Raw genomic sequence first — 16,128 nt, forward strand, 5'->3', positions numbered from 1 at the left:
TGTAATCCCTGTCAATTCAATATATCAATGAACTCTTTTTCAGTTGGCAGTTCCCAGTCTCAGTTGGCAGTCTTATCACTGCCTACCGCTTACTGCTACTGCATACTGATTCGTTAAAACCCAGGGAATCGAACCCTTATCCTGCGCCCCATCCGGCGGTCTCTCTTAATCTATCAGTCTGTAATTATGAACGGCTGCTCGCTCTGAAAGCGGGTGCAAATATACAACGCTTTTTTATTCCCCACCAAAAGTTTTTTATAAAAAATTTCGGTTTCTCCTTAAAAGCCTCAACTCCAACTCCATCGCCCTTTTCAACACCCTAATGAACATCGCTTCGTTCTCAAAGCGGGTGCAAATATACAGCCCTATTTTAAATGCACAATAGCTTTTTCAATTATTAATCACTTTTATTTGAAATCAATAATTTCAGCCAAAAAACCAAGAATTAGATAAGCTTCATTGAGATAGAATCAATAAAAACCAAAACTAAGCCAGGTTGAGAAAGAATTCGGCAATAAAAACCACCAAGTTTTAAAGAAAAAGATCCCAAACAAGCCCAAAACGGACAAGAAAATCGGTATAGGGATAGCCGGGAGCGGAAAAATTATTATTCCCATCGAGCAGGGCATTAAGATGCTCAAGCTTGAAAAATATTCGGGCCTTATCTACTTTTCCATTAAAGAAATAATCAACCACAGGGTAACCTCCCTGTTCCTGATCATTCCTTACATAAAATTCTGCCAATACCGGATCATATCCATTCATCTGGTATTTACTAAAATACTTCAGGGTAAAACCAGTTTGCAAATAGAGGGCCTTCTCAAACCAATGGTCTTTATAATAGATAGAATTACGAGTAACAAATTCAGGTAAATTCAAAACACCCACACCCTGCAAGACATTCTGATACATAACTGTATTATACGAGCCAAACAAACCAAGATCAAATTCTTTTTCAGCCTTTAGTTTTAAATACCTCACCTGCTCGCCTGCCTGAAACGGCTTCACCATACCTTCCTCATTCGGGGCGAAATAGGTGTAATTCTCAACCTGTGAAATGCTCCCGTAAAGAGAGCCAAATTTACGAGACCTAAAATCTCCAAAAATCCTCTGGGACACCTCATTTTCAAAATCATTCTGCCAGTTGTAGTTCACATAATCGCTTTGGTAAAGGAGGAAATTAAGATTGGGAGCACTGCTGTTCTGATTGATCCCAAACCGGATCCAGTTCTCTTTATCGAATTCATAAAAAGCCGTAGCCGCAAGGTAATTCCCGGGGAATTCATCCGAAAGATTAAGCTTTGCATCAGCCTCCAGACCAAAACCTCCAATCATTTTTTTATAAGCCCCCCCTATATGTAGTAAATTACCATTTATTCGATTTCCGATAGTGTCCCCAGGTTTTATATAAACAGAATTATACCCATAATCATAATTAGTATGCCCTGCTTTAAATGCTAATTCCCCTAAAAGGCGGTTAGAATATTTAGCCGAAACCTCATTAAAGAGCTTTTCGAATTTTGTAATATCCTTTAGACGGGAAGATTCAAAGGACTCCCCAAAAATATTATTCGCTGCAGACTGTTGACGAAAAACGAACTTCTCATAACTAAAATCAAAGATATGTTCCAGACTGATCTTATTGATTGAGTCTACCACATTAGTCAGCTCATATTCATGATCGAGGAAAAACCTCTTCCCAAACAGAACACTTTCAGCGTTTTCAAAATTGACCTCCAGAACCGATCTATCGTCAAATTCCGGCTCTTTGTTCAGATATTGCTCAATAGCCTGATCTGTAAGTCCTCCATTTTCTTGGTTCAATAGATCCTGAGAGACAAAATGTGCCTTAGCGTGATACTTCTCATTATCTGAATCATAACTAAACCCAAGCCTCAGATTTCCGGTGCTGGTTAGAATATGCTGATATTTTCCAAGCGCCCTGGCACCCTTATAAGCGATGAACATGTTCAGATTCCTGGAAGTATTTATAGTAAAAAAAGCGTCCAACTGCTGTCCCTGCTCAGGGACCGTCTTAAAATACAACTCTGTCCACGGGGTAGGCACATGGTAATAATCTATATCTTCAACTTCCATGAAATTGAAATGTCGAGCTCGTGCCCCGAAAAGCGGGAAAGTCTTCTTATAATCTTTCTGGTAACTCAGACTATTATAAGTCTGACCAGTGTTAGAAAAAGGCAGTAATTCAAAATTGTCCTTTCTCAGGTAATTGAATTTATAATCCTTCAGAATTGTTAGTGTTGTATCAAGGAAAGTAGTGTCATTTTTTACCGAAATGATCTTATATAGATCTATAGTCGGCATGGTGTCCTTTTCCTTCAGAGTTTTGTTCTCCGGAATCTGATTGGGTTGTTGCGCCCAGGCCTGAACAGTAAAAAATACGATAACGTAAAAAAGAAGTTTTTTCATAAACACTACTATTCAGGCAAAAATATAATATTTAACGCAAGATAACCGAAGTTCGTAAAAACAAAAAACCACCCTTTTCAGGGTGGTTCTCAATAATCTTATTAATTAAATGGCTTAGTAACCATCATTCTGAACCATGTTAGAATTCGCGTTCATTTCAGAAAGCGGGATTGGCCATGCAAACAGGTAACTTGGATAATTGATAACTTCAATTACACCTCCATCAGTACCTCTAGCTTCCATATCCATTCCTACACGAAGTTGATCATCATATCTGAATCCTTCGAATGCCAATTCTTTACGTCTTTCCAGAATAATGTTCTCCTTGGTAGCTTCAGTATAAAGAGATGCCCCTCTGTTAGCAGGAAGCTTGTTAAGCTCAGTTAATGCATCACCTCCTGTTTCCAATAGAGCCTCGGCATAGTTCAATACTACTTCTTCATAACGAATTAGAGGAATATTGTCTGTGAAGTTTACGTTATCAGGGTACTTCCCTACGTTTCTGATAAAATCACCATCCGTAGAAATTACTCCAAGACGAACGTCAGAAGCTTCATAGATACCTAAAAGTTCTGAGGTAGCTGTCACATCACCGTAACCACTTCCATCGTCATTGATCTGGTAGATGTAAGCTAAACCGTTAATTCCAGCGTTATCTACCTGACTAGCTGCTAATTCGAAAATTATATTCGGACCTCCATCGGTAGTCCAGCTACTAACGAAATTATCGGCTGGAACAATAGAATAGAGACCAGAATTGATCACTTCTTCAGCAGCAGATACTGCCCTAGACCAGTCACCGAAATAAACAGCGACTCTAGACTCTAAAGCTTTTGCAGCATATTTAGAGATGTAAACATTAGTGTTATCATACTGAGCATCCATCATTGAAAAAGCCGTTTCCAAATCGCTATAAATAGCGGCTTTAACCTCATCGATAGTATTTCTAGCTGGGAAAAGATCTTCTCCTTTATACTCTGTTACAATCGGCACACCAAGATTTCCATTTCCAGTATGCTGCTGACCATACTCTCTCAACAGGTCAAAATGAGCTAAAGCTCTGATGGCAGTAGCCTGTCCCTGAATGTGACGACCATAATCGACATCTCCTTCTAGGCTTTCAACATCAGCATTGATGATAATGTTAGTATTCGCAATTACCTCATAAGCATTATTCCATATCAGGTCTGAATTGTTATTGTAAACATACTGACTTTCAGTAGTATACCTACCTGAACCACCATTAGAGAATGCATTATCACTACGAACTTCGTTGGTAATGATCACATCCTGCCCATAGTATCCACTTGTAGACAGAATGCTGTGAATACCTTTTAAAATACTGAACAGGTTATCTACCTTATTTACGCTTTCCTCAACACTCTTACTTTGAGCCAGCGTAGGTTCTAAATCTTCAGTTGTACAGGACGAGATGGCCACTGCAAATGCCATTACCAGTCCTCTATAAATATATTTTTTCATCAATTATTTTTTTAAAAAGTTAAGTTAACACCTACCAACACGGCTTTTGTAGGAGGGGTTTCCAATCCTGTTTCCCCACCTAGATCCTGCTCAGGATCGTAAAGAAGGTTGTCATCTTTCACCCAGGTAGCAAGGTTGTTTCCTCTTATAAATATTCTTGCAGAAGTCATACCAATCTGCTCCATTGCAGCACTAGGTATATCATACCCAATAGTAACTGTTCTAAGTCTCAAGAAATCTGCATCATAAAGATACTTAGAATGTCTCTGCCATGGCTCTCCAGAAGTTGTCGCTCTGCTATATCTGGCATTATCTCCAGGCTGCTGCCATCTGTCCATCATAGCTCCGTATCCATTGTAGAAAAATAGCGGATAAACGTTCGTTTGGTTCAAATATCTGTGCCATCCTTCGTAGATCTTATGCCCACCAGCATAGTAACCCTGCGCGTTGACAAAGAAACCTTTGAAACTGAAATTAAGGTTCATACCAGCTGTCACAGTAGGTATTGCATTACCTCCCTGGAATACAGCCTCAGCATCATTAAAGTTAGTAGTGGTTTCACCATCTACTCCGTTGACATAATATTCATTTAATCCAGTTTCCGGATTAACCCCAGCCCAAGTTGGCATGTAGTACTCTCTTACAGGGTGACCTGTTTCGATACGATCTATAGTAGTAGTAATAGTTCTCTCAATTCCGTTAGGATCCAATGGTAGTTTTGTTACTTCGTTCTCTACAGTAGCAAGGTTACCTCCTATACTTAGGCTTACATCATTAGTATTAACAATATTCGCGTTAAGTTCAAATTCAAAACCTTGGTTCACTAGCTCACCAATATTCTGAGTTTGCTCGCCAAATCCAGTAGTCTGAGAAAGCGGTACATCTAGCAACAGATCTTCAGAATTTCTTCTAAAGTAAGTAGCACTACCTGTTAAGGTATTTTGGAACAATCCGAACTCTAGACCTACGTCAAGAGTTTTATTGATCTCCCAAGAAAGGTCTTCGTTACCAAAAGTATCTACTACCTGAGCTCCTTCTCCGTTATAATCAACACCATAAGTAAATAATGACTGGTAGTTATTCAACCCAATGTTTGCGTTACCAGTTTTACCATATGAACTTCTTAACTTTAAATAATCAATAGCTCCTGCTGAACTAAGAAAGTCAAATTTATGAAGGTTCAACGCACCTCCCACAGAGTAAAAATCACCCCATCTATTGTCTCTAGAGAATCTTGAGTTACCTTCTTTTCTATAAGAAAGGTTCAATACAAATTTACTGTCAAAAGCAGAGTACTGAAACAAACCTAAGTAAGCACCCATGTACCAGTCACTAAAGCTAGAAGTAACCCCGGTTGGAGTACCTGCACTCGTAAGGAAAAACAATCCATCATCAGCAAAATTATTACCGTCACCTCCTAGGAAGTAGCTACGGTTAGCCTGATACTCCTGAAGAACTTTAAGATCAAAAACGTGATCTGGATTGATCTCGAAATCATACTCTAGATAGTTCTGGAATACATAAAACGCTGTAGTTCTATCATACTGAGAAGCTTCCCCTGAAACAGGAACACCATATCCGTAGTTTCTGTTTCCGTAAGTTCTGTAGTTATAAAGCTGGAAATCCACATTGAATTTAGTTCCTGCTTTAAATCCACCTCCTATATTCCAATCAAGGGAGTTACCCGAAATAATACGGGTAAAACGGTTTTCACTGAAGTCATCCCTAGTTATAATCAATGGGTTAGGCAATGCTCCCCCAACCTGAGCTGGAGTACCATCCTCATTATATGGCTGCCTTAATGGATTCATGAAGTAAATTGCAGTCCTTGGACTTGCGAAATAAGCACTTCTCTCCAAAAATGCATCCTGGAAAGAATGAGAAGCCGTGTTATTTGAAGAAAACTTCAAGCTTGGATTGAAATCCTTAGAGAAATTCAAAGATCCAGAAATCCTCTCAAATTCAGAACCGATAACAGTTGCTTCCTGCTGAAGATACCCAAGGGAGGCAAAAAACCTGTTATCCTCACCTCCACCAGAAGCAGACAAACTATACTGCTGATAAAGAGCATCGTCATTAGAAAGTACCTGCTGCCAGTTTGATTCAGGGCGACCAGCTTCATCCCATTGTGCGAATAATCCGCTACTTGTAATAAGATCTTCAGCTTCAGCTTCAGTAGCAGCAAGCCCATCATTAACATAAGCCTCAGCAGCAAGCTCTAATCTTTGAGCATTAGTTAGAGGAGTTGGCTGATCTATTGCATCATTCTGGAAACCTACCTGAGAAGTAAAGTTAAACTTGGTAGTTCCATACTTACCACCTTTAGTAGTAATTAAGATAACCCCGTTTGCACCACGAGCACCATACTGAGCAGTAGCAGAAGCATCCTTTAATACAGTGATAGACTCGATAGTTGACTGATCTATCGCAGCCAAGGCACTAATAGTAGAAGTAGCAGTACTCGCACTAACGTTTCCGTTATTAACCGGCACACCATCTATAACATACAATGGCTCATTACCAGCTGTAATAGAAGAAATACCACGAATCCTGATATTCGCAACAGAACCAGGAGTACCTGAAGAGTTAGATACTGTTAAACCAGCAACATTACCCTGAAGCGCCTGATCTACAGAAGCAGCAGCATACTCGCTAAGCTTCTCCTCACTAACTTCCACTAAGGAACCGGTAACATCGGATTTCTTTTGAGTAACATAACCAGTTACAACAACCTCCTCTAAAGCACCAGCATCAACAGCCATGGTTACATTATAGACATCAGAAGAACCTACTGTAATCTCCTGACTTGCAAAACCAACGTAACTAAATACCATTACGTTTCCAACTTCGACATCTATGTCGTAGTTACCATCAAAATCGGTTTGAGCACCATTACTTGTACCCTTAACAATGACATTTACTCCTGGTAAAGGCAAGCCATCTTCATCTAAAACCGTACCTGAGACGGTCTTTTCTTGCGCAAAACCAATTTGCACAACTAACACCAATAACAGTGTTAGAAATCCATTTAATCTTTTTTTCATTATTTGTTAAATTTGAATTAGCCGCGCCAAAAATCACAATAATTTCTTAATAAAACAAAATTATTTTGGAGATTATATCCCCGCAAGGAAACAGGCTATTCCTAACATGTACAGTTATTTAACAATCGATAATTTTTAAGATTTGTTAAGCCTAGATTATCGATAATTTCTTAATATTTTTGCCACATGCTGTCTTTTTACAATCTAAATTTTTCTGTCGCTGGAACCGATGAAGCAGGACGAGGCTGCCTTGCCGGACCGGTAACGGCCGCGGCTGTAATTCTACCCAAAAACTTTGACAATAAGCTTATTAACGACTCCAAGACATTAAACCTCGCTACAAGAAACAACCTAAAGAATTGTCTTGAAAAGGAGGCAATCTGCTATGGCGTAGCTCATGTCTTTATGGAAGAAATAGATAAAATAAATATCCTGAACGCTTCAATACTTGCCATGCACAGGGCTCTCGAAAAGTTAAACAAAACTCCTAACCATATAATTGTTGATGGGAATCGTTTTAAACCATTCAAGGATATCCCATATGAATGCATCATTAAAGGTGATGGGAAATATATGAGTATAGCAGCGGCTTCCATCCTGGCCAAGACTCACCGGGATGCGTATATGGAACAGATCCATCAGGAATTCCCCATGTATAACTGGAAAAAGAATAAAGGCTACCCAACTAAAGAACACCGCGCAGCCATAGAAAAATATGGTGTCACAAATTATCACCGAAAAAGTTTTAAACTACTTCCCGATCAATTGACGATTGATTTTTAAGTTCTTATTTTTGCCATAAACCAACCCCGGCATATGAAAAAACTGATCATACTGGTTCTCAGCTTTTTTGTTTTTGCATGTTCAGATAACACCAAAAAAGAATTCAGTTTAACAGATCACATTCCGCAGGACACCGAGATTTTTTTAGTTTCTCAAGACATCCAGGGATTTGTTCAGGAACTTGCCGCTAATGATTTTATAAAAAGCAACAAGTTCCCACTAAAAGAAAGGATCTCTTCCCAGTTGAAATTCCTTGAACACCTGAATCTAAACCATGAGACAGGGATTAGTTTTTCGAATCTCGCCTCCGAAACCTTTACGTTTACCATTACCACAAAAAAGGATTCGGCACTGGTACAACTGGATTCAGTAAAAAATAAAGCTGTAGAGACCATTACCGAAGGCAATGTTGATTTTCAAAGAATTGAACTCAACAACTCCACCTTTTTCCTCCATGAAAGTGGAAATACAGCAATAATTAGTAATTCCCGGCAGAAAATCCTGGATATAGGAAATCAGACCAAATTGTTAAAGAACGAAAGCTTCGAAAAAGCCTTTAATGCTTCAGATCCTAACAAGTCCTCTGTTTTCATAAAACATAATGCAATCGAAGAAATTTCAGATTTCTTCAATAAATTCAATTTTCCCAATTTTGAAAATTTCGCCGAATGGAGTGTTCTGGATCTTGATGTATCAGGTTCAGGGTTTAGGGCTAACGGGCTGAGCTTAGGGAGCAGTTCCACAAAACTATTAGAGGTATTTTCGGGTACAACTCCAAAGAATATCGAAAGTGCCAGGATATGTCCTGAGGACTTTTTGAGCATGTATGCTTTATCATTTTCATCTTTTGGAAAACTCCATTCAAACCTTCAGAAAATAAAAACGGACACTACCCAGGCTAATTATCCAAAAGTGCTGGATCATATACGAGAAATTGCGTCTATTCAACTAAAAAACGGCGATATGGTAGTTCTGAATGCTGTTGAAATTGAAGCTGCGAAAGAACAACTTGCGGGAATTGGAGATCCCATTGAAACATATCGTGGTTCTTCCATTGTAGAGTTGAACACAGATTTAGGTCTTCGGAAAGTGTTCTCGGGCCTTCTAAACATGAAAAGAAATAAGTTCTATACGATAATAGAGCATTTTATCCTTTTTTCGAATGATGCAGATGTGCTTAAAAAAGCGCTTACAGATTTTCAAAATTCAGATGTCATTTCGGAAAGATCATATTTCAATGAATTAATAGGATCTCTTTCTTCCGAATCTTCTATGATATTCATTGCACAACTTCCAGAATTTATTGAAGAAACTAGTGAGAATGATAAATCTCAAAAATTAAAATTAAAAAAGAACAGTCTGGCTGCATTGCAGATAATCAGCGAAGGGGATTTTGCACATCTTCATGGAATATTCTCGAATTCAGAAAATAGCGATGTTGCAGCAAATGGAGCCGAACAAATGGCTTCCATTAAACTGGATCACCCTCTTGTAACCAATCCCGTATTTTTCAAAAATCATCGTACAGACCAGATGGATATTGCCGTTCAGGACGAGAACAATCTGCTTTACCTTATCTCTAACAAGGGCAACATCTTCTGGAAAAAACAAATGGACAGCCAGATCACCAGCCCGATTTATCAGGTTGATCTGTTCAAAAACGGGAATCAACAACTGGCCTTTTCTACCGGCTATAATATGGAAGTCCTGGACCGGGATGGCAATAAGGTGAAAGGTTTCCCAATTAAATTCAACAGTGCACTCACCCAACCTCTTTCGGTTTTTGATTATGATAAAAACAGAAATTATCGTTTTGTTCTTACTCAAAACCAAAGGGTTTATATGGTAGGGCCAAAGGGAAAAGCGATAAGAGGATTTGATTTTGAAAAAGCAGGAAGTGATGTTATTAAAGCTCCCAAACATATAAGATTAGGCTCCAAGGACTATATACTCGTGGCCGAAGAATCCGGAAAGCTAAATATTCTAAGCAGGCAGGGAAACATACGGGTTCCGGTCACAGAGAATATTGATTTTTCTGAAAACGACTGGTATGGGTATAATGGAAAATTTGTTTCTACCGCTCCAGAAAATGAGCTGATAGAAATTTCACAACAGGGCCAGGTTTCAACAAAAAATCTGGAACTGGCAGAAAACAATCGGGTAGTCGCTAATGATGATCACCTTGTGTACCTGAATGAGAATCAGCTTTCCATTGATGGCAATATTATTAATCTAGATTATGGGTTATATACCGACCCCCAGCTATTTGAATTCAGAAAAAGAACTCTTATCGCTCTTACCGATACTCAGACTCATAAAGTGTATGTGTTTGATCAAAAAGGGAAACTACTTGATGGCTTCCCGGTCTACGGAAATTCTCCTGTAGATATCGCAAACGCCGATCTGGATTCAAGACTGGAACTAGTAGTAAAAGGCGAGGAAAACGAAATCCTGCTCTATAAACTTTAATAGTTTTAAGGGCGTTCCCGTATCGGAATCCTAAAGACTTCCCTTTAACTTTAATCCTCAGAACTATAAATGCTGATAATGGATTTAAGGTTACTTATTCTTGTTATTCTGTTAATTCTACCGGCCAGGCTAAACTCACAAAAGAAACTTCAAAGGCCTTCCGGAGGTATCGGTATTGAAAGCATCGACTCTGTAGTAGCTAATTCTTTCAATATATACGATTATATATTTGATTATAAAATGAGAATGGAGGCCGGAGAAATATTAAATGAAGAGGAAATGTGTCGGATAGAAGAATTTTCTGTGCATTCCGAAATTTTAGAAAAAAATGCCATAAAGGTTAGCTCATATTTAGATACTGAAAGTTTTTTAACCCGGGTAAAAGGAACCATACAGCTTCAACGTGCAAAAAGAGTCCTGGCTTACTGTCGCCAAACCAGCAATGAAATCATGATAAAGCAAAATGCAAATAATTAATCCTTTACTAGTTGTTCTTCACCAGTTGTGCTTCGAATAAATTCTGAAAATGCTTCAGAAGTTTTTCCTCCACTTCTACCAGATCAATTTCCTTCTTCCCGAGCTCTACATTTAGTGAAGTAACAGCCTTTCCTTTAATTCCACAGGGGATGATATTGTCAAAATAACCAAGATCTGCATTTACATTCAGCGCAAATCCATGCATGGTCACCCATCGACTTGCCCGCACTCCCATTGCACATATCTTTCGGGCAAATGGTGTTCCTACATCTAACCAAACACCAGTTTCACCTGGACTTCTTTCAGCCTTTAAACCATATTCTGCCAAAGTAAGAATGACCATTTCTTCCAGAAGTCGAAGATATTTATGTATGTCAGTAAAGAAATTATCAAGATCCAGTATAGGATATCCGACGATCTGCCCAGGGCCGTGGTAAGTGATATCCCCTCCTCTATTGATTTTATAGAAAGTAGCATTTTTTTCCTTAAGCTCTTTTTCAGAGATCAAAAGATTCTCCGAATCACCACTTTTACCCAAAGTATAAACATGAGGATGCTCCACAAACAAGAAATAGTTTCTGGTGTTAATATTAGTTTCCTCCCTCCTGTTCTTTATCTTCAGATCAAGGGTTTTCTTGAACAATTCTTCCTGATAATCCCAGGTTTCCTTATAATCTTTTACTCCTAAATACCGGACCTCAACTTCTTTGTTCATAGCTAGGATTTCGGATTATTTAAAATTATTAGTGCGGCGATCACCCCGGGAACCCACCCCAAAAGGGTAAGGATCAGCACGATCAGGATAGAACCACAGCCTTTATCATAGACCGCTAATGGCGGAAATAATACAGATAAGATAACTCTCCAAATACTCATTGAAGCAAATTTTCATGCAAAGATAGAATTATTATTTCGGCTTTTAATTGCGTTGTGTGGCAGGCTGATAGTCACTATATTTGCATCCGCATTTTGTTGAACCCTATCCCTAAACCTCTTCCCGATGGAGAGGAGAAAAAGAATCCTGAAAGGATTTTAACTTAAGGGCTGGGGAGATCAGTTAGAAAAACATAGATATATGCAGCAATTATCAGAACAGGAACAAATTAGACGAGAAAAATTAGCGGCTATTCGTAAAGCCGGCATAAATCCTTATCCGGCCGATCTTTTTCCGGTAGATCATACCACGACAGATATCAAGGAGAATTTTGAAGACGGAAAGAAAGTGGTGATCGCAGGAAGGTTAATGTCTAGAAGAATTCAGGGGAAGGCTTCTTTCGCAGAACTTCAGGACTCAAAAGGAAAGATCCAGGTTTACTTTAACAGGGACGAAATCTGCACAGGTGAAGACAAGTCTAAATACAACGATTTCTATAAGAAATGGCTGGATATAGGCGATTTTATCGGGATTGAAGGCGAATTATTCAAAACCCAGGTAGGTGAAATGACGGTGATGGTGAAAGATTTTCATCTCCTTAGTAAATCAATCAGACCGCTTCCGCTTCCAAAGACCGATAAAGAAGGAAATGTTCATGATGGGTTTAACGACCCCGAACAAAGATATCGTCAGCGTTATGCCGATCTTGCGGTGAATCCTAAAGTGAAGGAGATCTTCGTTAAGAGAACAAAACTGTTCAACGCAATGCGAAATTTCTTCAATGAAAAGGGATATTTCGAAGTTGAAACTCCTATCCTTCAGTCGATTCCCGGAGGTGCTGCGGCAAGACCATTTGTTACGCATCACAACGCGCTTGATATTCCACTATATCTAAGGATAGCTAACGAGCTTTATCTAAAAAGGCTGATCGTTGGTGGATTTGACGGGGTATACGAATTCTCCAAGAACTTCAGAAATGAGGGTATGGACAGGACTCATAATCCTGAATTTACGGCAATGGAGATCTACGTGGCCTACAAGGATTACAACTGGATGATGGAGTTCACCGAGAAACTGCTTGAACATTGTGCAATTGCGGTTAACGGAACTACCGAAGCGACTTTTGGCGAACATAAGATCAACTTCAAAGCCCCTTATAAACGGCTTACCATGACCGATGCCATCAAGGAATATACTGGATTTGACATTACGGGAAAATCTGAAAAAGAACTCTATGATGCAGCGAAGGGAATGGGAATCGAAGTTGACGAAACCATGGGTAAAGGAAAACTGATAGATGAGATCTTCGGTGAAAAATGTGAAGGTAACTTTATACAGCCTACTTTCATTACCGATTATCCCAAGGAAATGAGTCCGCTTTGTAAAGAACACAGGGAAAACCCTGAACTTACCGAGCGTTTCGAACTTATGGTCTGCGGGAAAGAGATCGCCAATGCATATTCTGAGCTTAACGATCCTATAGACCAGAGAGAGCGTTTTGAAGAGCAGTTGAAACTTTCAGAAAAAGGAGATGATGAAGCCATGTTCATTGACAATGACTTCCTTCGTTCACTGGAATACGGAATGCCACCAACATCCGGACTAGGTATTGGGATGGATCGTCTTATCATGTTCCTTACAAACAAGCAGTCTATCCAGGAAGTATTGTTCTTCCCGCAGATGAAACCTGAAAAGAAAGCGGTGGAATTAAATGAAGACGAAAAAGCGGTTTACAAGCTTTTAAAGGCTGATGAGATCTTCGAATTAAATGAGATCAAGGAGAAATCAGGCTTGAGCAATAAAAAATGGGATAAGTCCCTGAAAGGGCTTAGAAAACATAAAATGATCGAGGTCTTTAAAGAAGACGATGATATGAAAATCAAGATTTCTTAAAAATTCTTTAAACCATTTAGAATAAGATTAGTCCAAAGACTGCCGAAAGGCGGTCTTTTTTATTTTCTGATTTAAAATTTCCGTCTTCACATCAAATCTGTATTAACTAAAACAAGAATTTATGATCAAGAACCAGAGCCTAAAGCTGTTGCTTTTAGCCCTCTCATTATCGGTTTCCAGCTGTGCTGTTTTTCAGAAACAGGAAAAAGCACCTGCTTCTGCCGCCAGTAATGACTCCCAAAAAGATAAGAACGGAATTAAACCTTACGACAAGGTGATCACTAAGGATGCAAAAAGTGACGAAGGATTATTTACCGTTCATAAAGTTGAAGACAAATATTTCTACGAGATTCCAGACAGCCTGTTTAACCGGGAAATGCTCACCGTAACTCGTATTGCCAAGACCGCCAGCGGAATTGGTTTTGGCGGAGGCAAACAGAACACACAGGTTCATCGCTGGCAAAAGAAAGGCGATAAAGTACTGCTGAGGGTAGTTTCTTATGATATCTATGCCAATGATTCACTTCCCGTTCATGAGGCGGTGGTAAACTCAAATTTCGAACCTATCATACAGTCTTTCGATGTAAAGACAGTTGGTAAGGATTCTATCAGTAAAACTACCGTGATCGATGTGACCGATCTTTATACCAAAGATGTTCAGCCATTAGGCCTTCCAGATCGTACCAGAAAACAATACAAAGTCTCAAGACTTGACGAAAGCAGGTCTTACATAGACACTATTAGGAGCTATCCTGAAAATATCGAGATAAGACACGTAAAGACCTACAATGCAGGCGAGCCACCATCTAATGAGAGCATGGGATCTATTTCCATGGAATTCAGCAATTCCATGATCCTTCTTCCAAAAGTTCCAATGGAAAGAAGGTATTATGATGAGCGCGTTGGCTGGTTCACTACAGAGCAAACCGATTATGGCCTCGCTGCCCAGAAAAGTAAAACCGTAGAGTTCATTGACCGTTGGAGACTTGAAGTGAAAGAGGAGGACATGGAGAAGTTCAAAAATGGAGAACTTGTGGAGCCAAAGGAACCAATTGTCTATTATATAGACAGGGCCACTCCTGAAAAGTGGAGACCTTTCATTAAGCAGGGAATTGAAGACTGGCAGGTTGCCTTTGAAGAGGCCGGTTTCAAAAATGCAATTATCGCAAAAGATGCACCAACAGTTGAGGAAGATCCGGATTGGAGCCCGGAAGATGTAAGATATTCGGTAGTCAGATACCTGGCTTCCCCGATTCCTAATGCTAACGGTCCTCACGTAAGTGACCCGAGATCTGGAGAAATCCTGGAATCAGACATCAACTGGTATCATAATGTGATGACCCTTTTAAGAAACTGGTTCTTTGTACAGACTGCAGCGATCAACCCGGAAGCTCAGGACGTAGAATTCAAGGACGAAGTAATGGGAAGACTCATCAGGTTTGTTTCTTCTCACGAGGTTGGTCATACTTTAGGCTTACCGCATAATATGGGAAGCAGTGTTGCTTATCCTGTGGAAAAACTGAGGGACCCTGAATTTACCCAGCAATACGGTACCGCACCATCTATTATGGATTATGCAAGATTCAATTATGTCGCTCAGCCTGAAGATGGCGATGTAGCTTTGATGCCGGAAATTGGCCCATACGATAAATATGCCATTGAATGGGGTTATCGTCCGATTCCTGAAAAAGAAGGAAAGGAAGAAAAGCCGGTTCTTGATGAGTGGATCCTGGAACATGCCGGTGATGCTATGTATCGCTTCGGAAGACAGCAGGGTGGCGGTGTTATAGATCCAAGTTCACAAACCGAAGACCTTGGGGACGATGCGATGCTTGCAAGTGAATACGGAATTAAAAACCTGAAACGAATCGTTCCTAAACTTATAGAGTGGACGGCTGAAGACGGTAAAAACTATGAAGATCTGGACGAACTTTATGGACAGGTTCTTTCCCAGTATAATAGATATATGGGCCACGTGGCGGCCAATATTGGAGGTGTATATGAATATTATAAGACCTACGATCAGGACGGGGCGGTTTATACTCATGTAGACAAAGAAACCCAGGAAAGAGCGATGGACTTCCTGCAAGAGCAGCTTTTTGAAACTCCAGAATGGCTTATTAATCAGGATATTTTCAATAAAATTGAATTTGATGGAAACATTGAGCGCATTAGAAATATGCAACAAAGAGCACTGAATAATATCCTCGATTTCGGAAGAATGTCCCGTCTGATGGAAAATGAAGAGATCAACGGCAAAGAGGCTTATTCTTTACTGGATATGATGACCGAGCTTCGAAAAGGAATCTGGAGCGAGGTTTATTCAGGAAAGGAGATAGATCGCTACAGAAGAAATCTTCAAAGAGCTTATATAGAAAGACTGGAGCATTTGATGAATGAAGAGCAGGACGAGATCCCTGCCAGATGGAGAGAATGGGTAACCAGAAGTAATATTGACGTTTCACAGAGTGATATAAGGCCTGTTGTACGAGGTGAGCTGAACACACTGGAAAGACAAATTAGAAATTCTTTATACAGGTCTGGGGACACCCTAACGCGATATCATCTTCAGGATGTGCTTAAGCGTATAGACCTTATTCTTAACCCGGTAGAATAGCAGCTTTTAACATATACAAATGAAAAAACTATCACTTTAACAGTGATAGTTTTTTTTAT

At 39.6% G+C, this 16,128-nt stretch carries 10 protein-coding genes; 5 read left to right on the forward strand and 5 right to left on the reverse strand.

Annotation, left to right across the window (positions count from 1 at the left end):
* Positions 1-531: 531 nt before the first annotated feature.
* From NE848_RS16495 to NE848_RS16505, 3 genes are all read right to left on the reverse strand, one after another.
* Positions 532-2,430 carry a putative porin gene (locus tag NE848_RS16495; protein WP_252115707.1) on the reverse strand — a complete coding sequence of 633 codons (1,899 nt, stop codon included), beginning with the start codon at positions 2,428-2,430 and terminating at the stop codon, positions 532-534.
* Between the two features lie 114 nt (positions 2,431-2,544).
* Entirely contained in the window at positions 2,545-3,912 is a 1,368-nt protein-coding gene (locus tag NE848_RS16500; RefSeq protein WP_252115708.1) for a RagB/SusD family nutrient uptake outer membrane protein, read from the reverse strand.
* Between the two features lie 11 nt (positions 3,913-3,923).
* Positions 3,924-6,956 (reverse strand): SusC/RagA family TonB-linked outer membrane protein, encoded by a 3,033-nt coding sequence (locus NE848_RS16505; protein ID WP_252115709.1) that lies wholly within the window; start codon positions 6,954-6,956, stop codon positions 3,924-3,926.
* Positions 6,957-7,142: 186 nt separating this feature from the next.
* Here NE848_RS16505 and NE848_RS16510 point away from each other — a divergent pair, with 186 nt between their 5' ends.
* The 3 genes from NE848_RS16510 (at position 7,143) to NE848_RS16520 (ending at position 10,685) form a co-directional block, all read left to right on the forward strand.
* Entirely contained in the window at positions 7,143-7,739 is a 597-nt protein-coding gene (locus tag NE848_RS16510; RefSeq protein ID WP_252115710.1) for a ribonuclease HII, read from the forward strand.
* A 33-nt stretch (positions 7,740-7,772) separates the two neighbouring features.
* Positions 7,773-10,208, forward strand: coding sequence for a hypothetical protein (locus tag NE848_RS16515; RefSeq protein ID WP_252115711.1), 2,436 nt, complete (start codon positions 7,773-7,775; stop codon positions 10,206-10,208).
* A gap of 78 nt (positions 10,209-10,286) precedes the next feature.
* Positions 10,287-10,685 carry a hypothetical protein gene (locus NE848_RS16520; protein WP_252115712.1) on the forward strand — a complete coding sequence of 133 codons (399 nt, stop codon included), beginning with the start codon at positions 10,287-10,289 and terminating at the stop codon, positions 10,683-10,685.
* 7 nt (positions 10,686-10,692) lie between these two features.
* On the opposite strand, the gene lipB is transcribed toward NE848_RS16520, so the two are convergent.
* Together lipB and NE848_RS16530 are read right to left on the reverse strand one after the other, a co-directional pair.
* Positions 10,693-11,400, reverse strand: a complete 708-nt coding sequence (gene lipB / locus NE848_RS16525) for a lipoyl(octanoyl) transferase LipB (RefSeq protein WP_252115713.1) — start codon at positions 11,398-11,400, stop codon at positions 10,693-10,695.
* 2 nt (positions 11,401-11,402) lie between these two features.
* Positions 11,403-11,561 carry a YqaE/Pmp3 family membrane protein gene (locus NE848_RS16530; RefSeq protein WP_108173096.1) on the reverse strand — a complete coding sequence of 53 codons (159 nt, stop codon included), beginning with the start codon at positions 11,559-11,561 and terminating at the stop codon, positions 11,403-11,405.
* 199 nt (positions 11,562-11,760) lie between these two features.
* On the opposite strand from NE848_RS16530, the gene lysS reads away from it, so the two are divergent.
* Both lysS and NE848_RS16540 read left to right on the forward strand, forming a co-directional pair.
* Positions 11,761-13,452 (forward strand): lysine--tRNA ligase, encoded by a 1,692-nt coding sequence (lysS, locus tag NE848_RS16535; RefSeq protein ID WP_252115714.1) that lies wholly within the window; start codon positions 11,761-11,763, stop codon positions 13,450-13,452.
* Between the two features lie 121 nt (positions 13,453-13,573).
* Entirely contained in the window at positions 13,574-16,069 is a 2,496-nt protein-coding gene (locus tag NE848_RS16540) for a zinc-dependent metalloprotease (RefSeq protein ID WP_252115715.1), read from the forward strand.
* Positions 16,070-16,128 lie beyond the last annotated feature (59 nt).

Source organism: Gramella jeungdoensis (assembly GCF_023805255.1).
In the GTDB taxonomy this organism is placed as follows: Bacteria; Bacteroidota; Bacteroidia; order Flavobacteriales; family Flavobacteriaceae; genus Christiangramia; species Christiangramia jeungdoensis.

Coding starts and splice junctions, on each gene's coding strand:
- NE848_RS16495 (WP_252115707.1), bottom strand. CDS start 2,430: ATGAAAAAACTTCTTTTTTACGTTATCGTATTTTTTACTGTTCAGGCC.
- NE848_RS16500 (WP_252115708.1), bottom strand. CDS start 3,912: ATGAAAAAATATATTTATAGAGGACTGGTAATGGCATTTGCAGTGGCC.
- NE848_RS16505 (WP_252115709.1), bottom strand. CDS start 6,956: ATGAAAAAAAGATTAAATGGATTTCTAACACTGTTATTGGTGTTAGTT.
- NE848_RS16510 (WP_252115710.1), top strand. CDS start 7,143: ATGCTGTCTTTTTACAATCTAAATTTTTCTGTCGCTGGAACCGATGAA.
- NE848_RS16515 (WP_252115711.1), top strand. CDS start 7,773: ATGAAAAAACTGATCATACTGGTTCTCAGCTTTTTTGTTTTTGCATGT.
- NE848_RS16520 (WP_252115712.1), top strand. CDS start 10,287: ATGGATTTAAGGTTACTTATTCTTGTTATTCTGTTAATTCTACCGGCC.
- lipB (WP_252115713.1), bottom strand. CDS start 11,400: ATGAACAAAGAAGTTGAGGTCCGGTATTTAGGAGTAAAAGATTATAAG.
- NE848_RS16530 (WP_108173096.1), bottom strand. CDS start 11,561: ATGAGTATTTGGAGAGTTATCTTATCTGTATTATTTCCGCCATTAGCG.
- lysS (WP_252115714.1), top strand. CDS start 11,761: ATGCAGCAATTATCAGAACAGGAACAAATTAGACGAGAAAAATTAGCG.
- NE848_RS16540 (WP_252115715.1), top strand. CDS start 13,574: ATGATCAAGAACCAGAGCCTAAAGCTGTTGCTTTTAGCCCTCTCATTA.